Here is an 18,755-nt window from a genome sequence, read left to right on the forward strand (position 1 = left end):
CTGTCGCTACCCGAGCAGCGGGCTGACAGACGCGCCGGGGCCGACCCGCACCTCGCCGCGGTCGCGGTCCACCTCGACCTCCGGGCCGACCTCCACGACGCGCGCGTGGCGGTGCAGCCAGCGCACCGCGTCGGCGAGCAGCCAGGGGCCGGACTCGCTGCGGCGGTCGTAGCCGAGCAGGGCGCCGGGGCGGCCGGGACCGACGACCAGGGCGTCGACGACCGAGCCGCGACCGTCGGCCACCCGGGTGATGCGTACGTCGAGCAGGCGGCTGCTCCGGTGCAGGCCCACCTCGGGCGGCGCGGTGACCGGCATGCCGAGCAGCTGGCCGAGCCGGACCCGCTCGGGTGCGGCCGCGTCGACCTCCTCGCGGGGGCGGAGCAGGCCGGCGCCCGGCACGGTGAGGTGGACGGCGCTGGCGATCTCGTCGACCAGATCCATCTCCACCACGTCCGGGGCGTCGCCGCCGGCGACGACGTCGTGGACGCTGGCGTGGGTGCGGGCCATCACGGCGCCGAGGCGCGGCCCGAAGCGCGGGAGGAGGGCGGGCAGGCCCGCCAGCAGGCCGGTCGGCACCAGCGACCCGTCGGCGGCGACCGTGAGCTCGACGTCGTCGACCTTGCACACCAGCCGCTCGTCGCAGTCGAGGACCTGCCGGTCCAGCAGGTGCAGCGCGGCGTCGTAGGAGTCCCTCATCAGCCCTGTCCCATCGAGGTCGCGATGATCAGCGGCACCGCCGCGAGTGCGGCGACGACGATGATCACCAGGTAGACCATCCCCAGCAGGTTGGCGAAACGACCGTTGCGGTGCTCGCCGAGGTAGTCGGGGTCGTTGGCCACCACGAGGATCGGGAAGTAGGTCAGCGGCAGCGCGACCGCGGAGAAGATCACCGACATCTCGGTGACCATGATCGGGTCGACCCCGGTGAGCAGCACCCCGGCCGCCAGCACGGTCACGACCAGCAGGATGACGTGGAAGCCGGCGGCCTCGCGGGTGCGCACGTACTTGCCCCACTGGAAGCCGAAGTACTGCGCCAGGCTGTAGCCGGTGGACAGCCCGGTCTCGCAGGCGGCGCCGAAGGTGGCGGCGAAGAAGCCGAGCACGACGACGGCGAGCCCGACCTTGCCGAGCGCGACCGCGACGGGGAGCCCGACCTGGCCGAGCGTCTCGACGGCGATGCCCTCGGGCATCAGGACCACGGTCGCGCAGGCGGCGATCGAGATCGACAGCAGGCCGCCGAGGGGGAAGCCGATGAGCACGTTCGCCCGCATCACGCCGAGGTCCTTCGGCGTCCAGCGCTCCTCCACGCCGCCGCTGGAGAAGAAGAACACCTCGTACGGCGTCATCGCGGCTCCGAAGAGCGCGACCGCGAAGTAGGCGTAGGCCGCCCAGCTCTCCGCGCCGGGCTTCTCCGCCGGCGACAAGCCCGCGGCGAGCTCGCCCCAGTCCGGGCCGAGCTGCCACAACGCCACGGCGAAGCCGATCAGCGTGAGGCCCAGCAGGCCGAGGACGTTCTCGATCGCGGAGAACTTCGCGCGCCAGAGCACGATCCACACCAGCGCGGCCACGAACGGCACGAGCAGCACGTGGTTGACCGAGCTCACCAGCTGCAGCGCGAGCGCGATGCCGCCGATCTCGGCGATGAAGGTGAGCAAGGTGACCAGCATCGAGCCGACGAGGTTGAGGAAGCCCATCCGCGGGCCGAGTCGCTCGCGGACGAGGTCGAAGGTCGCTCGCCCGCTGACCGCGGCGATCCGGCCCGACATCTCGGCGAAGACGCAGATGCCGATGACGCCGACCACCACGACCCACGCCAGCGAGAGGCCGAACCGGGCGCCGACCTGGGCGTTGGTGACGAGGTCGCCGATGTCGACGAAGCCCCCGATGGCCGTCAGGACGCCGAGCAGGACGGCGAAGTAGCGCTTCACCGGGTCACCACCGACTCACCACCGGGTCTCGGCCCGGGTGAGGCGCTCCCCCACGCGGTCGAGCCGGTCGAGCAGGTCGCGGTCGTCGTGCTCGCCAGCAACGGCGTGCTGCCGGGCGTCCTGCACGGCGCTCGAGGCGGCGTCGAGGAGGGCCTCGAGGTCGTCCGCGTCCTGCGCGCGCCCCGGAGGCACCTGGAGGCGGGAGACGTCGTCCTGCACGGTGCCCATCGCCTCCTCGGCCTGCGCCACCACCACCGTCGTGTACGACGACCAGGTCCGGTCGTCGCGGGCCGTCTCCACCGCGAGTCGGGCGGTCGCGACCTCGCTGGCAGCGTCGGTGACGGCCTGCCGCGCCTTCTGGTCCCACGCAGCGACGTCGGGCTGTCCCACGAGGGAGCAGCCCGACGCCACCGCAAGGACCCAGGCGAGGAAGCAGACCACGACGGCGGTCGTACGCCAGGCCGACATCATCGCTCGCGGTCCCGGAAGATGAACGGAACCGCGGCCCACAACGAGATGAAGGCCAGCGCGACCGCCGCCGCGGCGATCAGGGCGGCGGTCGCCGTGATCACCACGTCGAAGACGAGGTACACGGAGCCCGCCGAGAGCACGCCCAGACCGAGGATCCCGCCGAGGCAGCACCGGTGCGCGGCGCGGACGATCCACTCACGCTCCCCCTGCCGGAAGAGCAGGCGGTGGTAGCAGACCGGCGCGACGATCGCGAAGGTGGTGAGCACGGCGACGATCAGGATGCAGAGGTACAACGTGCGCTGCGTGTCGGTCAGCGACTCGAAGCGCTGGGTGAACGGGATGGTCAGCAGGAAGCCGGTGAGGATCTGGACACCGGTCTGCATGACCCGGAGCTCCTGCAGCAGCTCGTTGAGGTTGCGGTTGAGCTGCTGCGGGGGTCGTCGCTGCTGGTGGTTGCGCAGCGACGGGGGCGTCCTCACGCCCGGTCCTCCTCCACGTCCTGCACGCGGGGGTACGCGCCGTCGTCGTCGTCCACCAGGTCCGCAGTGTCCGCCTCGTCGACGATCGCCTCCGGGTCGCGGTCCTCCTCGTCGACGATGGCCTCCGGATCAGGATCCTTCGGGCGGTGGGCGACGGCGTCGGGGTCCTCGTCCCCGGTGAGGGCGTCCGGGCCGGCGGAGCCCTCCTGGACGGTGTCGTCGGCGGGGTGCCCGGCGACCGCGTCGCCCGGGGTCACCTGGCCTGCCGACTTGTGGCTGGCGACCTCCGACACCTGGCCGGATTCCTGGTTCTTCTCGGATTCGCTGGACATGTCGTCGCGGTACCCGTGGCCCCCGCCCGCATCCGTTCGGAAGGTGCTCAGAAGACGGGCTTGCCGCCGGTGACGCCGAGCACCGTGCCGGAGACGTACGACGCGTCGCCGGGCGAGGCGAGGAAGACGAACGCCGGGGCCACCTCGGCGGGCTGGCCGGCCCGGCCGAGTGGTGTGTCGGCGCCGAACTTCTCGACCTTCTCCGGCTCCTGGGTCGCCGGCTGGAGCGGCGTCCAGATCGGTCCCGGCGCGACCGCGTTGACCCGGATCCCGTCGCCCCCGAGGGAGGCGGCGAGGTTGACGGTGAGGTTGTTGATCGCGGCCTTGGTCGCGGCGTAGTCGAGCAGCGTGGTCGACGGCTCGTAGGCTTGGATGGACGCGTTGTTGATGATGCAGCCCGGCCGCTTGCGCAGGTGCGGGACGGCCGCCCGCACACCCCACATCAGGGCGTACAGGTTGGTCTTGAAGGTGCGGTCGATCCGCTCGTCGCTGAGGTCGTCGACGGCGTGGTCGCGGGCCATCTGGTAGCCCGCGTTGTTGACCAGGACGTCGAGCGCGCCGAGCTCGTCGACGGTGCGCTGCACGGCCTCGTCGCACGCGTCGCGGCTGGTGAGGTCGAGGGCCATCGGCAGCGCGCGCCGGCCGGCGTCCTCGACGAGGGCGACCGTCGCGTCCGCGTCCGGCTGCTCCTCGGGCAGGTAGGTGAAGGCCACGTCGGCCCCCTCGCGGGCGTAGGCGAGCGCGACCGCACGTCCGATGCCGGAGTCGCCGCCCGTGACGAGGGCGACCTGGCCCTCGAGGCGCCCGTGCCCGACGTACGACTGCTCGCCGTGGTCCGGCTGCGGCGTCATCTCGCCGGTCAGGCCCGGCGGGGTCTGCTGCTGGGCAGGGAACTGGGTGTCGTCGGAGTCGCTCATGCCCGGGAGGTACCCGGGCCCGCCTACGGGATGCGGCGGGTGGTGAGGTCGTCGAGCAGGCTGTCGAGCAGGCGGCGCAGCCCGGGGTGGCTGACGTGGCCCTCGCGGGCGACCTGGATCAGCCGGTCGGCGACCTCGCGCACCTTGACGTTGCGGTTGCGCGACCACCACTTGAGCATCGCGAAGGCGGCGTCGGCGTCGAGCCCGTAGCCGAGCATGAGGATGCCCTTGGCCTGCTCGATGGTGTCCCGCGCCGCGGCGGAGGCTGCCACGGCCGCGTCGGCGGCCGTGCGGGTCTCGGCCTCGAGCTCCGGGGACAGGTCGAGGTAGTAGCCGACGAGCCGGTCGGCCCGCCCGCCGACGGGGTGGCCCTCGTCCCACTCGCCCTCGCCGACGAGCACGACCCGGCGGATCTCGTCGCCGACGAGGATCCGGTAGTAGATGTTGAACGGCGCGCCGTCCTCGATCGCGGCGGCGATGGTGTCCTCGACGAGCTCGCGGTCCTGCTCGTGCTTGTGCTTCATGATCAGGTCGGTCGTGGGCTCGACCTCGCCCGGTAGGTAGCCGTGGATGGCGAAGACGTCGTCGTCCCACTCCCAGGTCCGGGTCTCCACGTGGAAGACGAACCTGCCGGTCTGCCGCTCCTCGGCGACGTCGACCAACGACCCGACCTGGTTCACGTGACCCTCCTGACCCGTGCTCGCAGCACCGGGGGGACCGTGTGCCGGCAGGAGTGCGGGGTACCTCCGCGTCCACCAGAGGAAGTTGCAGCGGCCCCCGTTGCCTGCAGCAGCCAATCATTCCGAACCGCGGGTCCGGCCACAACACCGGCCTGCCCCTCTCCCCCCGAAAAGAGACTGCGATGCGGCTCCCAGAACCTTGTGGACCCCTCAGCGAGGGCGTGGTGCGCGCCCTGACGGCGGAGGCGACCGGACCCCACCCCGTCCCCGAGCAGCGCGCCGTCGGCGACATCGTGATGCCCCTGGCCGACCGGGACCTGCAGCTGGCGCTGTGGATGCTCTACGAGCTGCACTACCGCGGCTTCGACGGCGTCGACCCCGACACCGAGTGGGACCCGCTGCTGCTGGTCAGCCGGGCCGCCATCGAGCGCGTCTTCGAGCGGGCGGTGCGCCAGCTCGTCGCCGACACCGCCGACGACGGCGACGGCCTCGGCCACATCGGGGCCCCCCCGGCCGAGCAGGTCACCCGGGAGCTGACCCGGCTGACCGTCTCCGAGGGTCCCTCCGACACCACGGCGTTCCTCGAGCAGGAGGCGACCCGCGACGAGTTCGTCGCCTACCTGCGGCGCCGCGCGGTGCACCACCTGCGCGAGTCCGACCCGCACAGCTTCCTGCTGCCGCGCCTCGACGGCGCGGCCAAGGTGGGCCTCGCCGAGCTGCAGTACGACGAGTACGGCTCCGGTCGTCCCGACCGGCTCCACCAGGAGCTGTTCGCGGCCGGGCTCCGCTCGCTCGACCTGCCGACCGACGTCTCGGTCTACGCCGAGGAGGCGGACGCCGCCACCCTGGCCTCGGTCAACGTGATGTCGCTGTTCTCCCTCAACCGGCGGCTGCGCGGCGCCGCGCTGGGCCACCTCGCCGCGTTCGAGGCGACCAGCGCGCTGCCCTGCGACCGGATCGCCAAGGGCGCGCAGCGCCTGGGCATGCCGGAGGTCGCGGAGTACTACGAGGAGCACGTGGTGGCCGACGCCGTCCACGAGCAGCTCGCGATCCACGGCATCTGCGGGGGCCTGGTCACCGACGAGCCCGAGCTCGCCGACGACGTGCTCATGGGCGCGCGGGCGTGCCTGACCCTCGACGGCCTCGCCGGGCAGGCACAGCTCGACAGCTGGCTCGACGCCCGCTCCGCGCACCAGCCCGTGAGGGCCGCGGGGTGAGCGCCGCGAAGCGGGTCAGCGTCATCGAGTGCCCGGGCGGGCCACTGCTCGTGCGCGGCGCGGACGAGGTGGTCGGCGTCGACGGGCAGGTGACCGCGACCGACCGCGCGGTGGTGGCCCTGTGCCGGTGCAACCGCTCCGACCGGATGCCCTGGTGCGACGACAGCCACCGGACCCGGCGCAGGAGCAAGCAGAAGCAGAAGGACGAGCGAGCCACCTGACAGGAGGGCCGAGTGAAGGCAGTGACGTGGCAGGGCAAGGGCACGATGTCCGTCGAGGAGGTGCCCGACCCCCGGCTCTCACTTCCCGACGACATCGTCGTCAAGGTCACCTCGACCGGGCTGTGCGGCTCCGACCTCCACCTCTACGACCCCCTCGCGCCGTTCATGGAGCCGGGTGACGTCGTCGGCCACGAGCCGATGGGCGTCGTCGAGGAGGTCGGCCCCGGCGTCACCGCGCTGCGGCCGGGCGACCGGGTCGTCGTGCCGTTCACCATCAGCTGCGGGTCCTGCTGGATGTGCTCGCGCGGCCTGCACAGCCAGTGCGAGGCGACCCAGAACCACGAGCACGGCACCGGGGCCAGCCTCTTCGGCTACAGCAGGCTCTACGGCCAGGTCCCGGGCGCCCAGGCGGAGTACCTGCGCGTGCCCTTCGGCAACGCCCTGCCGATCAAGGTGCCCCACGGCCCGCCGGACGACCGCTTCGTGTTCCTCTCCGACGTGCTGCCCACGGCCTGGCAGGCGCTGGAGTACGCCGACCTCGACCCCGGCGACACGGTGCTGGTGCTCGGCGCGGGTCCGATCGGTGACATGTGCGTGCGCATCGCGCGCCACCGCGGGCTGCGCGTCATCGTGGCGGACCCGGTCGCCGAGCGGATCGACCGGTCGACGTCGTACGGCCCGGACGTGGTGTCCCTCACCGACGAGGCACCGGCGCTGCAGCAGGTCCGCGAGCTGACCCGGGGCCGCGGCGCCGACGCCGTCATCGACGCCGTCGGCATGGAGGCGCACGGGTCGCCGGTCGCCGAGGGCATGGCCAAGGTCGTCGCGCTCCTGCCCGACCGGGTGTCCGAACCGCTCGTGCGCTCGGCGGGCGTGGACCGGCTGGCCGCCCTGCACTTCGCGATCGACGCCGTGCGCCGCGGCGGCACCATCTCCGTCGTCGGCGTCTACGGCGGCGCGATGGACCCGATGCCGTTGATGGAGCTCTTCGACAAGCAGGTCCACCTGCGGATGGGGCAGGCCAACGTCCGCCGCTGGAGCGACGAGATCCTCGAGCTCCTGCTCCAGGACGAGGACCACCTCGGCGTCGAGGGCTTCGCGACGCACCACCTGCCGCTGGACGACGCACCCCGGGCCTACCGCGACTTCCGCGACAAGCGGGACGGCATGGTCAAGGTGCTCTTCCGCCCGTGACCGCCCGTGACCGTCCGTGACCGTCCGTGACCGTCCGGGGCGCGGGGCAGGGCACACGACGACGGCCCACCGGCCGGGCCACCCGACGTTTGTCGGGCGGGCCAGCCGCGTGGGCCGTCGATCAGTGCTTCGTCAGGCGGCGTTGGCCTGGCCGACGCTCTTGCGGAGGTCGGTGAAGATGCGCTGCAGGAGACGCGACACCTGCACCTGGGTGACGCCCAGCTCGTCGGCGATCTGCTGCTGGGTCATCTGCTCGTAGAAGCGCATCCGGAGGATGGCCCGGTCACGCTCCTTGAGCTGACGGCAGGCGGGGCCGAGCAGGGCGACGGCCTCGCTGTGCTCGAAGCCGGCCTCGGTGGTGGGCAGCAGCTCGGCGAGGCTGCTGCCGGTCTCCGAGACGGGCTCGTCGAGGGACGACGCGTGCGCGAGGTCACCGCAGGAGAGAGCCTCCTCGACCTCGGCGACCGGGGCGTCGACGGCCTCGGCCAGCTCCTCGACCGACGGCGGACGACCCAGCTCCTGGGTGAGCTCGGCCTCCATGACGGCGATCCGCGGGCGGATCTCCTGGACCCGGCGCGGGGGCCGGACGACCCAGCTCGCGGAGCGGAAGTGACGCTTCAGCTCCCCGAGGATGGTCGGCACCGCGAACACGAGGAGGTCGTCACCGAGCTCCGGGTCGAACCCGTGGACGGCACGGGTCAGCGCGAGGCACGCGACCTGCTCGAGCTCGTCCTGGGCCTGCCCGCGGTTGCGGTAGCGGGCGGCCAGCGTGCGGGCGACCGGGATGTTGATGACGATGACCTGCTCGAGGATCGCACGGCGCTCCTCACCGTCGGTCAGACGGGCCTCGGCGAGCAGCTCCGCGGTGCGGGCCTTCCGCTCGTCCGAAGGCAGTGCCAGCTCCGAGTGAGCCGACGGGATGGTGGGTACTTCAAGGGTGATGGCGGACATGGACAACTCCTGTGGGTAGGAGCGGTGCGGCGGTGGGCTTGGCCGCGTGTCGAACATCTGTCGCGCTACTTACCCACCGTACAACACCTCAAACACGTCGTACCACCCAAAAGAACTAGTCGCCTGGTCACAGGGGGCCAGTGTGAAGAGGACTGCGCCGGCCATAACCCCCTGTCCGGCCGTCGGTTGACCCTGTCGAGAACACGGAGCCCGGTGACCGAGCCGGGCCGTCGAGGGAGGTCCCGTGGAGCAGATCGTGGTGGCGCTCAGCCCGTTCACGCGGCGCAGCCGTTCGCTCGCTGTCGGCCACCGCGCCCAGGAGCTCTCCCGCGGCCTCGAGCCCGGTGAGCTCGTGCTGGTCCACGACCCCGTGGCCGACGAGCACTTCCGCGCGGTCGTGGCCGACGTCTCCTTCGAGCTCGAGGACACGTCGTACCGCCTCGAGATCGGCGGACGGATGACCGCCGGCGAGGCGCGAGAGTGGCTGGCCCCCTCGACCGGTGACGACCACCTGACGACGGGCGAGATCGTCGCACTGCTCGAGCAGCTGCGGCGCAGCGAGCGGGACGTGCACACCGCGCTGGCCGAGCTGCGCGCCCGCTGATTCCTCCGATCGGCCAGCGCCTGCTGGCCCGTTCGGGCCATGGTCCCAAGACCCTCGGCCGGACCTGTCCCGAATGGTGCGTGCCGGCCCCTCCGGACCACCAGACTCGTCCGCGTGACTGAGTCGAACCCGATCCGCGTGTACCTCGTCGACGACCACGAAGTCGTCCGACGTGGCGTCGCCAGCCTCCTCGAGACCGACGACACCATCGAGGTCGTCGGGCAGTCGGGCAGCGCCACCGTCGCCCTGCGCGAGATCCTGGAGCTGCGCCCGGACGTCGCGATCCTCGACGCCCACCTCGGCGACGGCAGCGGCGTCGACATCTGCCGCGAGATGCGCTCGGTCGACCCCGACATCAAGGGCCTGATCCTCACCACGTACGACGACCCGGACGCCATCTCCGCGGCGATCCTGGCCGGCGCGTCGGGCTACGTGCTCAAGCGGATCGAGGGCAACTCGCTGATCAGCGGGATCAAGCTGGTCGCCGGCGGCCACTCGCTCATCGACCCCACCGTCGCCAGCCGCGTGGTGGAGCAGATGGAGATGCAGCGCCGCTCACTCGACGTCATCTGCGAGCTGACCCCGCAGCAGCGCAAGATCTTCTTCCTCATCGCCGAGGGCATGACCAACCGCCAGATCGCCGAGGAGCTCTTCCTCGCCGAGAAGACGGTCAAGAACCACGTCACCGGTCTGCTCTCCCGTCTCGGCCTGCAGCACCGCACCCAGGCCGCCCTGCTCGCCGTACGGCTCCGCGGGGGCGAGGGCACGACCGCCCCGCCGCTCGCCGAGCGCCGCGTCGGCTGACCCCGGGCGTCCGGTCCCCACCCGGACGCCCCCAGCGAAGGACCCCGCCCGTCCCACACCGGCGGGGTCCTTCCCTTTCCAGCCTCTTCCCCGGTCCGGGGACGACAGGACCCCGCCGGGCGGGCCCGGCGGGGTTCGTCGTGTGCTGCTGGAGGCCGCCCGGCCGCCCGTCAGAGGGTGAACCGGCCGACCAGGCCGCGCAGCTGCCCGGCCATGCCGGTCAGCTCGGTCGCCGACGCGAGCGTGTCCTGGGCTCCCTCGCGGGTGTGGTCGGCGGCGGTCGCGACCTGGGTGACGTCCTCGGCGATGCCGTTGGCCCCGGCGGCCGCCTCGGTCACCGACCGGGCGATCTCGTTGGTCGTCGCGGTCTGCTCCTCGACCGCCGAGGCGATCGTCGACTGGATGTCGTTGATCCGCGCGATGACGTTGGCGATCCGGCTGATCGCGGAGACCGCGCCCTGGGTGTCGGACTGGATCGCCTCGATCTTCTGGCCGATCTCCTCGGTCGCCTTGGCGGTCTCCTTGGCGAGCTCCTTGACCTCGTTGGCCACCACGGCGAAGCCCTTGCCGGCGTCGCCGGCGCGGGCGGCCTCGATGGTCGCGTTGAGGGCGAGCAGGTTGGTCTGCTGGGCGATCGAGGTGATCACCTTGATGACCTGGCCGATCTCGGCCGAGGACTCGCCGAGGGACGCGACGGTCCCCTGCGCCTCGGAGGCGACGGACACGGCGTCGGTGGCGACGGTCGCGGCCTCGGTGGCGTTCTTGGCGATCTCGCGGATCGAGGCGGTCATCTCCTCCGCCGCCGTGGCGACGGTCTGGATGGACGCGGAGACCTGCACGCTGGCGCTCGAGGCCGAGGCGGCGCGGTCGGAGGTGGTCGTGGCGCCCTCGCCCATGCCCTGGGCCAGCGAGGTGAGCTGGTCCGCGGCGGCGGTGAGCGTCTCGGCGGTGCCGCCGATGTCGCCCATGCTGGAGCGCAGGGTCGCGATGAGGGTGCGCAGCGCGGCGGCCACCCGGCCGACGGCGTCGTCGCCCTCGATGTCGAGCTCGCGGGTCAGGTCGCCGGCCGCGGCGGCGGAGACGACGTCGAGGATCTGCTCGACCTTGGCGGCCAGGTCGGCCGCCGCCTCGCGCTCGGCCTCGTCACGGGCCTTCTTGTCCGCCTCGAGGCGGAGGCGCTCGGTGACGACCTCCCAGGTCGCCATCGCGCCGATGTACTGACCGTCGGCGTCGGTGATCGCGCTGACCAGCAGGTCGAGCACCTCGCCGCCGACCTGGATGTTCGCGCGGCGCGGCAGGTGGTCGGCGGTCTCGAGCAGGCCGCGCTGGTAGGCGGGGTTCTTGTGGAAGACGTCGAGGCTGGAGCCGACGACCTCGTCGGCGCGCACCGGCAGGACGGACTCGAGCTTGCGCAGGGTGTCCAGCGAGGCCGGGTTCATGTAGCGGATGACGAAGTCGCGGTCGGCGAACATCATGTTCGTCGGGCTGTTCTCCATCATCGAGGTCACCCGGGCGACCTCCTCGGCCATCCGCACCTTCTCGGTGACGACCTCCCAGGTGGCCATCGCGCCGACGTACTCGCCGGAGGCGTCGGTGATCGGCGAGACGAGCAGGTCGAGGATCTCGGGGCCGACCTTGATGTTGGCGCGGCGCGGCAGGTTCGCCTGGTCGGCGAGGATCTGGCGCTGGTACGCCGGCGACTTGTGGAAGACGTCGAGGCTGGAGCCGACGATGTCGTCGGCGCGGACCGGCAGGTGTTCCTCGAGGCGGCGCAGGGTCTCGAGCGAGGCCGGGTTCATGTAGCGGATGACGAAGTCGCGGTCGGCGAACATCATGTTCGTCGGGCTGTTCTCCATCATCGACAGCGCGATCGCCGACGCGTCGGCCGCTGCCGGCTTGGCCGCCGGCTTGGCCGCCGGCTTGGTCGCCGGCTTGGGGGCAGCCTTGGTGCGCGGTCGGGTGGTCTTGGCGGGCCCGGTGCCGTTCACCGGGGCGTCCAGGGTCTCGGTCACGGGGTTCCTCCGGTGGTGTCGGGTGCGGTCGCCACGTCGACGGCGCGGTCGGCGTCGAGGACGAGCAGGATGGCGTCGGGGAGGGGGCAGACCCCGCGCAGCACGTCCTGCACCTCCCGGGGCATGTTCGAGGGGGCCGGCTGGGCGTCCACGCCGGCGGTGTCGATGACGTCGCCGATGTCGTCGACCAGGAGGCTGACGACCTCCCCGCGGCTGCGGACGATCACGTTCATCGGGTCCTCGTCGTCGGCGCGCGGCGGCAGGCCGAGCCGGACCCGCATGTCGACGGCGGTGACGATCTGGCCGCGCAGGTTGATCAGCCCGGTGACGGCCTCGTCGGCACGGGGCACCGGCGTCATCGGCTGGAGGCGCAGGACCTCCTGCACCTCCTCGACGGCGACGCCGAAGAACAGCCCGGACACCCAGAAGGTGCAGTACTGCTCGGTGGTCGGGACGGTGGCGACGGCGCTCATGCGGACACTCCTGACCGGGCGACTACGGCGGCGAGGTCGACCAGGTCGGTGACCCGGTCCTGGACGACGGCGCTGCCGGTGACGCCGGCGCGACGTCCGACCTGGCTCGCGCTGACCTCGACCTCGACCACGTCGAGGACCTTGTCGATGACGATCCCGACGGCTCCCCCGGTGGCACCCGTCTCGTGGACGACGACGCTGACCTGGTCGCTGCGGTCGCTGGTGTCCGGCAGCCCGATCGCGGACGCCAGCCGCACCAGCGGCAGGATCCCGTCACGGTACTGCACGACCTCCGCGGTGCCACTGCGCTCGATGCGGTCGCGCTCGAACTCCTCGAGCCGGGCGACCGCCGCGAGCGGGAGGGCTGCACGGCGGCCGTCGGCGACCTCGAGCACCAGCAGTGCGGTGCGGTCGTCGGCAGCGCCGGCCTTGAGGTCGACGACCTCGGCCTGCGTCGCGCCGACGCCGGCGGTGGCGGCGATGCCGGCCACGTCCAGGATGAGCGCGACCCGGCCGTCGCCCATGATCGTGGCGCCGGCGTACATCGCCAGGCCCTTGAGCTGCCGGCCGATCGGCTTGACCACGATCTCCTGGGTGTCGTGCACGGTCGACACGCACAGCCCGAAGCGGACGTCGTCGGACTGGAGCACCACGACGGTGAGCGCCTCGTCTCCCGGCAGGCCGCCGTCCTCGAGCACGCCGGCCAGCGGCACCAGCGGGAGCAGCTGGCCGCGCAGCCGGAGGACGGGCGCGCCGGCGAGGTCCTCGACCTGGCGCTCCAGGTCCTCGCCCTCGATGCGGACCAGCTCGACGAGGTTGGCCTGCGGGATGGCGTAGCGCTCGGCGCCCTCGCCGACCACGAGGGCCGGGATGATCGCGAGCGTGAGCGGGATGCGGACCCGCGTCGTCGTGCCGCGCCCGGGCTCGGAGACGACGTCGACACTCCCGCCGATGCGCTCGATGTTGGTGCGCACCACGTCCATGCCGACGCCGCGGCCGGAGATGTTGGAGACCGCGGAGGCGGTGGAGAACCCAGGGCGGAAGATCAGGCCGAGGACCTCGCGGCCGTCCATCCGCGCGAGCTGGTCGCGGGTCACGACCCCGCGCTCGAGGGCGACGGCGGCGATCTTCTCCGGGTCGATGCCCTTGCCGTCGTCGGCGATCTCGACGACCACCTGGCCGGACTCGTGGTAGGCGCGCAGGCTGAGCGTGCCCTTGGCCGGCTTGCCGGCGGCCGCGCGTACGTCGGGCGGCTCGATGCCGTGGTCGAGGGAGTTGCGGACCAGGTGGGTCAGCGGGTCCTTGACCGCCTCGAGCAGGCTGCGGTCGAGCTCGGTCTCGTGGCCCTCCATGACGAGCTCGACCTCGCGGCCGAGCTGGTGGGAGAGGTCGCGGACGACGCGCGGCATCTTCGACCAGACCTGGCCGATGGGCTGCATGCGGGTCTTCATGACCGACTCCTGCAGCTCGCTGGCGACCAGGTCGAGCCGCTGGCTGGCGCGCACCAGCTCGAGGTCGTCGGAGGCGAGGCTGCGCTGGATGAGCTGGTTGCGGGTGAGCACCAGCTCGCCGACGAGGTCGACGAGGTCGTCGAGCAGGTCGACGTCGACGCGGACGGAGGAGTCGACGCGGGAGCGGCGCTCGGCGCCGTCCTCGGCGTGCACCTCGGGCTCCGGGTGGGGCGCGGGGTGCGGCTCGGGGTGGGACGCGGGGACGGGTGCCGGCTCCGGCGCCAGCACGGGGTCCGGCGCGGGGTCCGGCGCGGGGTCCGGCGCGAGGTCCGGCGGGGCCGCGGAGGAGGCCGCCGGGGACACGACCGGCTCCTCTGCGGCTCCGCCGGACGAGGGCTCGCGCCCGGCCAGGAGGTCTTCGATGACGGCGACGACGGGGGCGACGTCGACGGAGGGGTCCGCGTCGCTGCTGGTGCGCTCGATCACGTCGAGGAGGGCGCGCACGGTGTCGACCATGGACAGCAGCGCCTCGGCGATCGCCGGCGTCATGACCGCCTCGCCGTCGCGCAGCCGCGACAGCAGGGTCTCGCCGACGTGGGTCAGCTGCTCGAGGCGGTTGAACGCCAGGAACCCGCTGGTGCCCTTGATCGTGTGGATCGTGCGGAAGATGCTCGACAGCCGGTCCCGTGAGTCCGGCTGCTGCTCCAGCTCGACCAGGTCACGGTCCAGCTGGTCGAGGTTCTCGTGGGACTCCACGAGGAACTCCGCGATGATCTCTGCGTCGTCGTCCATCCGCCCCTCCTTCCGGGCTGCCCATCGGCCCGGCGGGGAGGGGGATGAGGCGGCCGGGCGGAGTCGGGACCCGGGTCCCGGGTGGCCAGCCCCTTCGGCTCACGCCGGGGCCTCACGACGTCGGCAGCGCCCGGAGCAGGTCGAGGGTCGCGTGGTCGCGCAGCGCCTGGCCGCCCCGGGCGAGCATCGCGGCGAACATCCGGTCGCCACGCTCGGTCCGCACGCTGCTGTAGGCGCAGCCGAAGGTCGCGAGCAGCGGGGTCTGCACCAGCGCGAAGCGGTAGTCGTCCCAGGCGTCGTCGGGGTCGTAGTCCGCGACCCCGAGGTCGACCAGGCGGCGGTGCCACGCCTCGACCAGCGCCCGCTCGTGGCGACGACGCTCCTCCACGGGCAGACCGGAGGAGACGAGCAGCGCGACGTCGCGGGCGGGCAGGCCGAGCGCGAGGGTCTGCCAGTCGACGGTCCACAGCCGCCCGTCCGGGTGGACGAGCAGGTTGTCGGGCCGGTGGTCGCCGTGGACCAGGCCGAACCGGTCGGGGGCGCCGAGGAGCCACCGGCCGCCGTACCGGGCGACCTCGCGCAGCGTCGCCGCGTCCTCCGCGCCCACCAGGTCGCCGAGCTTGCCGAGCACGGTCTCCACGGCGTCCGGGAACAGCTGGTCCATGAGGTCCGCGTCCTCGCGACCGACCGCGCTGAGGCCGGGGACGTCGAGCAGGCTGCGGTCGCACCAGCGCGGCGCGTGCAGGCCGGCGATGTTCTCGACCGCGGCCCGCGCCTGGGCGGGCGTGCAGCCGGTGATCTGGTCGCCCTGCTGCGCGGGCGCGAGGTCCTCGAGCAGGAGGGTGAAGGTGCCACGCTGCGCCGGGTCGTCGGAGATCGCGGCGTAGTGGACCCGCGGCACGCGGACGGCGACGGTCGGGCACAGGTCGCGGTAGAAGGTGACCTCGATGGCGTAGGAGCCGTGGAGGAACTCCCGCGACGCCGGGTCGTCGGTCGGCAGCTTCGCGAGCACCGTCGGCGGCAGCGCCGGGTCGCCCTCCAGCGCGAGGCGGTGGCACGAGCCCATCTGGCCGGTCCCGACCGGGACGGAGTGGACCGCGGTCACCTCGGCGCCGAGGGCAGCGGTCAGCCAGGCCGGGGTGAGGTCGCGGACGTCCGCGACCGGCTGCGGCGCGCTCACCGGGCCCGCCCCGGGTTGACCGGCAGGTCGGGGCGCGCGGTGCGGCGGGCGCCGTACGCCGCGAGGACGGGCTCGAGCTCCCGGGGCGTGGCGCCGTGCAGGATCACGCTGTCGACGCCGGTGCCGGCGAGCTGCTCCTGCACCCGGCGGGCGCAGGTGGCGGCGGAGCCGGTGATCGCGCAGTCGAGCCACTGCTGCGGGATCACCTTCTCGGCGAGGTACTCCAGGTCGTCGGTGCTCGCGTCGGCGTCGAACGCGCCCTGGAAGCCGGCGACCAGCGGGTCGTCCCGGAAGGCCTGGAGCCGGGCCGGGTCCCAGCCGTTGGTGCGGACCAGCAGGTCGCCGTACCCCTGCAGGTAGGTGGCGAGCCGCCCGACGGTCTTGCGCAGCACCAGCTCGTGCGGCAGCGAGTCCTCCACGACGGCGGTGCACGCCCAGACCCGTACGTCGGCCGGGTCGCGCCCGGCCGCCTCCGCCCCGTCGCGCACCCGTCGCACGGCGCGGGCGACCGCCTCGTCGCTCAGGTAGGTGTGCAGCACGACCGCGTCGGCGGTCCCGCCGGCGAGGGTGAGCGCCCGCGGCCCGATCGCGACCATGAGGACCGGGACGTCCTCGGCGACGTCCTCGTCCATGAGGAAGAGGTAGGGGTAGCGACCGGCCGGGCCGTCGTGGTCGAACCGCTCCCCCCGCCAGAGCCGGCGCAGCACGTCGACCGCGTCGGCGAGCTGGGCGCTGGTGATCCGCGGGACGCCCATGACGTCGAAGAGCGCGTCGAACCCGCGGCCGAGGCCGAGGGCGAAGCGGCCACGGGTCATCCGGTTCAGCGTCGCCGCCGCCGTCGCGGTCACGAGCAGGTGGCGGGTGTTGTGGTTGGTCGCCGCCGTCGCGATCCCGATCCGCTCGCTCGCCGCGGCCGCGGCGCCGGCGAGGACCGTGGCGTCCTTGAAGTTGAAGCGCTCGGAGAGGAACACCGAGCCGAGGCCGAGGCGCTCGGCGTCGGCCACCTCGTCTAGGAGCGCGCGCGGGTCACCCGCGTGGCCGGCGAGCCCGTAGAACCCGAGTTCGGGGAAGGCGAGCGGTGCGTCGTGCATGGCCGCAACGTAGGGCGCAGACGACCGTCGATCGACGGCTTGCGCTGCTAGATTCGACTATTCGAACTCGCTCCGCGCCTCCGTGGCGTCGCCCGGGCGGGTTCGGACGTCGAACGGAGCGCCGGTGACCGCGAGTCCCTCACCACCGACCACCCGGGTCGTCGACGTCCTCGAGCTCGTCGCCGCCCGCCGCGACCGGCCGCTGCGTGCCGCCGACGTCGCCCGCGAGCTCGGCCTCTCCCGCGCGACCACCCACGCGATCGTGCACACCCTCGCCGCCCGCGGCTGGCTGGTCCGCTCCCCTGACACCGGCCACCTCGCCCTCGGCCCCGCCCTCGGCCCGGTGGCCGCCGCCGTCGCCGAGCAGCGCACCGGCACCCGCCTCGGCGTGCGCGCCGCCGCCGGCCTCGCCAGCGCCACCGGCTGGCCGGCCTCGGTGGTCGAGCTCGTCGACGACGTCCTCTACGTCTCCAGCGTCGACCCCGACGACCTCACCGTCATGCGCGGCCAGCGCCTCCCCTATGCCGCCCCCTTCGGCACCCTCTTCGCCGCCTGGGCCGAGCCCGACGAGCGCAGGGGCTGGCTGCGCCGCGGCCGCCTCACCGAGGCCGCCGTCGCCTCCTACGGCGCCCACCTCGACCAGGCCCGCGCCGACGGCTTCCTCGTCGAGCGGATGAGCCCGGTCGTCGAGCACGTCTCGTCGCTGGTGCAGGCCACCCACGAGGGCGACTTCCCTGCCGCCGTCCACGAGCTCGCCGGGGAGCTGCTCGCCGAGGTCGTCCGGACCAGCATGGAGACCCACGACGCCGCCAGCCAGCCGGTCACCTCCGTCGCCGCCCCCGTCCCCGGCCCCGACGGCACCGTCCGCACCGCCCTCGTCGTCCACCCGCTGCGCGACCTCACCGGCGCGGAGGTGAGGCGGGCCGCGAGCATGGTGCGCCAGGCGGCGAAGGCCGTGGTGGGGTGACTGTCCTCGACTGCGCGAGCGCGTCGCCCGTCGGCGGTGGCGTTCGCCTGGCGGCAAGGCTCGAGGTTCGCTTCGCCTGACTCCCGGTGGTTGAGGTGCGACGAGCGCCAGCGAGGAGCCTCGCAACCTCCGGGCGTGTCAGGCGGACTGCGGTGGGCACAGTCCGGTGCACCGGGGCCACTGGTTTCGAGGCTCGGCGCTGGGGCGCCTCGCACCTCAACCAGCGGCGGGAGGTCGGCGCTGGGGCGCCTCGCACCTCAACCAGCGGCAGTTGATCGCTGTCGTGGTTGGTATCGGCGGCCGCGCACCGTAGCCGACCGGCCCCCGGCGTCAAGGACGTCGCTTCGCTCCGCCGCTACGCGGTCGCTTCGCGATCCTTGACCCCGGGGCCCTGCCGGTCGGCTTTCCGGCGCAGCGGCGGCACGGACTGCGTCCGCGCCGCCGCTGCGCGGCCGCCGCCTTCGTGGAAGGTCATACGGATCGTGGGCTCCAGGCCACGATTCGCATGACGTCTTGGAACGTCGCCGACTCCCGGTGGTTGAGGTGCGAGGCCGCCCGCGGCCGAGCCTCGAAACCACCGGGCCCTTGAGGCGGACTGTGTCCGGCACAGTCCGGCGCACCGGGGCCGCTGGGGCGCCTCGCACCTCGAATAGCGGCAGCGGACATGCCTGTGACCCCGCCGTCAGGCGGGGTGTGGGGCGTGGTGGCTAGTAGTCGTCGGGGTCGAGGCGGCGCGAGGTGGCGAGGACCTTGGTGCCCTTGGGGCTGACCAGGAAGTGGCGGCCGTTGGGGGAGAGCCAGAGGTAGTGGCCGGGCTGGACGGTCACGTAGCGCCAGAGGCTGAAGGTCTTGGCCCGGTGGTGGCGTCGGCAGAGCGGGACGAGGTTGCACGGACAGGTCGGGCCGCCGCGGTTGTGCTCGATGGTGTGGTCGAGGTCGCAGCGGGTCGCCTTGACGGTGCAGCCGGGGAAGCGGCAGGTGTGGTCACGCA

20 protein-coding genes are annotated in these 18,755 nt (G+C 73.0%); 6 read left to right on the plus strand and 14 right to left on the minus strand.

Annotation, left to right across the window (positions count from 1 at the left end):
• Positions 1-6: 6 nt before the first annotated feature.
• The 7 genes from NOCJ54_RS28560 to NOCJ54_RS0119180 are packed head-to-tail and all read right to left on the minus strand — an operon-like array spanning position 7 to position 4,807.
• Positions 7-696 (minus strand): hypothetical protein, encoded by a 690-nt coding sequence (locus NOCJ54_RS28560; protein WP_051486107.1) that lies wholly within the window; start codon positions 694-696, stop codon positions 7-9.
• On the minus strand, positions 696-1,928 hold the full coding sequence (locus NOCJ54_RS0119155) for an NRAMP family divalent metal transporter (RefSeq protein ID WP_028656779.1): 1,233 nt from the start codon (positions 1,926-1,928) through the stop codon (positions 696-698). The genes NOCJ54_RS28560 and NOCJ54_RS0119155 overlap by 1 nt, the downstream gene beginning before the upstream one ends.
• Before the next feature lie 15 nt (positions 1,929-1,943).
• Entirely contained in the window at positions 1,944-2,399 is a 456-nt protein-coding gene (locus NOCJ54_RS0119160; RefSeq protein ID WP_145725358.1) for a hypothetical protein, read from the minus strand.
• Entirely contained in the window at positions 2,396-2,878 is a 483-nt protein-coding gene (locus NOCJ54_RS0119165) for a DUF6328 family protein (protein WP_051486109.1), read from the minus strand. Before NOCJ54_RS0119165 ends, NOCJ54_RS0119160 begins: the two co-directional genes overlap by 4 nt.
• Positions 2,875-3,210 carry a hypothetical protein gene (locus tag NOCJ54_RS0119170; RefSeq protein ID WP_028656782.1) on the minus strand — a complete coding sequence of 112 codons (336 nt, stop codon included), beginning with the start codon at positions 3,208-3,210 and terminating at the stop codon, positions 2,875-2,877. Before NOCJ54_RS0119170 ends, NOCJ54_RS0119165 begins: the two co-directional genes overlap by 4 nt.
• Before the next feature lie 47 nt (positions 3,211-3,257).
• On the minus strand, positions 3,258-4,127 hold the full coding sequence (locus tag NOCJ54_RS0119175; protein WP_028656783.1) for a glucose 1-dehydrogenase: 870 nt from the start codon (positions 4,125-4,127) through the stop codon (positions 3,258-3,260).
• Between the two features lie 23 nt (positions 4,128-4,150).
• A complete protein-coding gene (locus tag NOCJ54_RS0119180; RefSeq protein ID WP_051486111.1) occupies positions 4,151-4,807 on the minus strand; it encodes a PAS and ANTAR domain-containing protein in 657 nt (218 codons plus the stop codon).
• A gap of 224 nt (positions 4,808-5,031) precedes the next feature.
• On the opposite strand from NOCJ54_RS0119180, the gene NOCJ54_RS0119185 reads away from it, so the two are divergent.
• From NOCJ54_RS0119185 to NOCJ54_RS0119195, 3 genes are read left to right on the plus strand one after another with little or no spacing between them, the layout of a single operon-like run.
• Positions 5,032-6,024 (plus strand): iron-containing redox enzyme family protein, encoded by a 993-nt coding sequence (locus NOCJ54_RS0119185; protein WP_198020273.1) that lies wholly within the window; start codon positions 5,032-5,034, stop codon positions 6,022-6,024.
• The gene (locus NOCJ54_RS0119190; RefSeq protein WP_028656786.1) at positions 6,021-6,245 is read left to right on the plus strand and encodes a CDGSH iron-sulfur domain-containing protein; all 225 of its coding nucleotides are present in this window, start codon (positions 6,021-6,023) and stop codon (positions 6,243-6,245) included. Before NOCJ54_RS0119185 ends, NOCJ54_RS0119190 begins: the two co-directional genes overlap by 4 nt.
• 12 nt (positions 6,246-6,257) lie before the next feature.
• A complete protein-coding gene (locus NOCJ54_RS0119195) occupies positions 6,258-7,439 on the plus strand; it encodes an alcohol dehydrogenase catalytic domain-containing protein (protein WP_028656787.1) in 1,182 nt (393 codons plus the stop codon).
• Between the two features lie 132 nt (positions 7,440-7,571).
• Here NOCJ54_RS0119195 and NOCJ54_RS26995 read toward each other — a convergent pair whose 3' ends face one another.
• Positions 7,572-8,390 (minus strand): sigma-70 family RNA polymerase sigma factor, encoded by an 819-nt coding sequence (locus NOCJ54_RS26995; protein WP_051486114.1) that lies wholly within the window; start codon positions 8,388-8,390, stop codon positions 7,572-7,574.
• 244 nt (positions 8,391-8,634) lie between these two features.
• Here NOCJ54_RS26995 and NOCJ54_RS0119205 point away from each other — a divergent pair, with 244 nt between their 5' ends.
• Both NOCJ54_RS0119205 and NOCJ54_RS27000 read left to right on the plus strand, forming a co-directional pair.
• The gene (locus NOCJ54_RS0119205) at positions 8,635-8,994 is read left to right on the plus strand and encodes a hypothetical protein (protein WP_028656788.1); all 360 of its coding nucleotides are present in this window, start codon (positions 8,635-8,637) and stop codon (positions 8,992-8,994) included.
• Positions 8,995-9,108: 114 nt separating this feature from the next.
• Positions 9,109-9,798: a response regulator gene (locus tag NOCJ54_RS27000; RefSeq protein ID WP_232221837.1), complete on the plus strand. Its 690-nt coding sequence runs from the start codon at positions 9,109-9,111 to the stop codon at positions 9,796-9,798.
• Positions 9,799-9,968: 170 nt separating this feature from the next.
• Here NOCJ54_RS27000 and NOCJ54_RS0119215 read toward each other — a convergent pair whose 3' ends face one another.
• The 5 genes from NOCJ54_RS0119215 to NOCJ54_RS0119235 all read right to left on the minus strand — a co-directional run bounded on the left by NOCJ54_RS0119215 (position 9,969) and on the right by NOCJ54_RS0119235 (position 16,797).
• On the minus strand, positions 9,969-11,810 hold the full coding sequence (locus NOCJ54_RS0119215) for a methyl-accepting chemotaxis protein (RefSeq protein ID WP_232221838.1): 1,842 nt from the start codon (positions 11,808-11,810) through the stop codon (positions 9,969-9,971).
• On the minus strand, positions 11,807-12,283 hold the full coding sequence (locus tag NOCJ54_RS0119220; protein WP_028656790.1) for a chemotaxis protein CheW: 477 nt from the start codon (positions 12,281-12,283) through the stop codon (positions 11,807-11,809). Before NOCJ54_RS0119220 ends, NOCJ54_RS0119215 begins: the two co-directional genes overlap by 4 nt.
• Positions 12,280-14,526, minus strand: coding sequence for a chemotaxis protein CheA (locus NOCJ54_RS0119225; protein ID WP_028656791.1), 2,247 nt, complete (start codon positions 14,524-14,526; stop codon positions 12,280-12,282). Before NOCJ54_RS0119225 ends, NOCJ54_RS0119220 begins: the two co-directional genes overlap by 4 nt.
• A gap of 112 nt (positions 14,527-14,638) precedes the next feature.
• On the minus strand, positions 14,639-15,706 hold the full coding sequence (locus NOCJ54_RS0119230) for a phosphotransferase family protein (RefSeq protein ID WP_028656792.1): 1,068 nt from the start codon (positions 15,704-15,706) through the stop codon (positions 14,639-14,641).
• Positions 15,703-16,797 (minus strand): TIGR03857 family LLM class F420-dependent oxidoreductase, encoded by a 1,095-nt coding sequence (locus NOCJ54_RS0119235; RefSeq protein WP_028656793.1) that lies wholly within the window; start codon positions 16,795-16,797, stop codon positions 15,703-15,705. The genes NOCJ54_RS0119230 and NOCJ54_RS0119235 overlap by 4 nt, the downstream gene beginning before the upstream one ends.
• 124 nt (positions 16,798-16,921) lie before the next feature.
• Between NOCJ54_RS0119235 and NOCJ54_RS28565 the strand changes: the two genes are divergently transcribed.
• Positions 16,922-17,764, plus strand: a complete 843-nt coding sequence (locus tag NOCJ54_RS28565) for a helix-turn-helix domain-containing protein (protein WP_051486115.1) — start codon at positions 16,922-16,924, stop codon at positions 17,762-17,764.
• Positions 17,765-18,471: 707 nt separating this feature from the next.
• Here the strand turns inward: NOCJ54_RS28565 and NOCJ54_RS30055 are convergent.
• Positions 18,472-18,755: HNH endonuclease signature motif containing protein (locus NOCJ54_RS30055; protein WP_028656794.1), on the minus strand; the 284-nt coding region annotated here is incomplete at its 5' end.

It is taken from the genome of Nocardioides sp. J54, from assembly GCF_000519005.1.
GTDB lineage: Bacteria > Actinomycetota > Actinomycetes > Propionibacteriales > Nocardioidaceae > Nocardioides.

What these genes read in the sequence shown, in the direction of transcription:
- NOCJ54_RS0119170 (WP_028656782.1), bottom strand. Translation starts at nt 3,210, where the DNA reads ATGTCCAGCGAATCCGAGAAGAACCAGGAATCCGGCCAGGTGTCGGAG.
- NOCJ54_RS0119235 (WP_028656793.1), bottom strand. Translation starts at nt 16,797, where the DNA reads ATGCACGACGCACCGCTCGCCTTCCCCGAACTCGGGTTCTACGGGCTC.
- NOCJ54_RS26995 (WP_051486114.1), bottom strand. Translation starts at nt 8,390, where the DNA reads ATGTCCGCCATCACCCTTGAAGTACCCACCATCCCGTCGGCTCACTCG.
- NOCJ54_RS0119160 (WP_145725358.1), bottom strand. Translation starts at nt 2,399, where the DNA reads ATGATGTCGGCCTGGCGTACGACCGCCGTCGTGGTCTGCTTCCTCGCC.
- NOCJ54_RS0119225 (WP_028656791.1), bottom strand. Translation starts at nt 14,526, where the DNA reads ATGGACGACGACGCAGAGATCATCGCGGAGTTCCTCGTGGAGTCCCAC.
- NOCJ54_RS0119220 (WP_028656790.1), bottom strand. Translation starts at nt 12,283, where the DNA reads ATGAGCGCCGTCGCCACCGTCCCGACCACCGAGCAGTACTGCACCTTC.
- NOCJ54_RS28560 (WP_051486107.1), bottom strand. Translation starts at nt 696, where the DNA reads ATGAGGGACTCCTACGACGCCGCGCTGCACCTGCTGGACCGGCAGGTC.
- NOCJ54_RS0119175 (WP_028656783.1), bottom strand. Translation starts at nt 4,127, where the DNA reads ATGAGCGACTCCGACGACACCCAGTTCCCTGCCCAGCAGCAGACCCCG.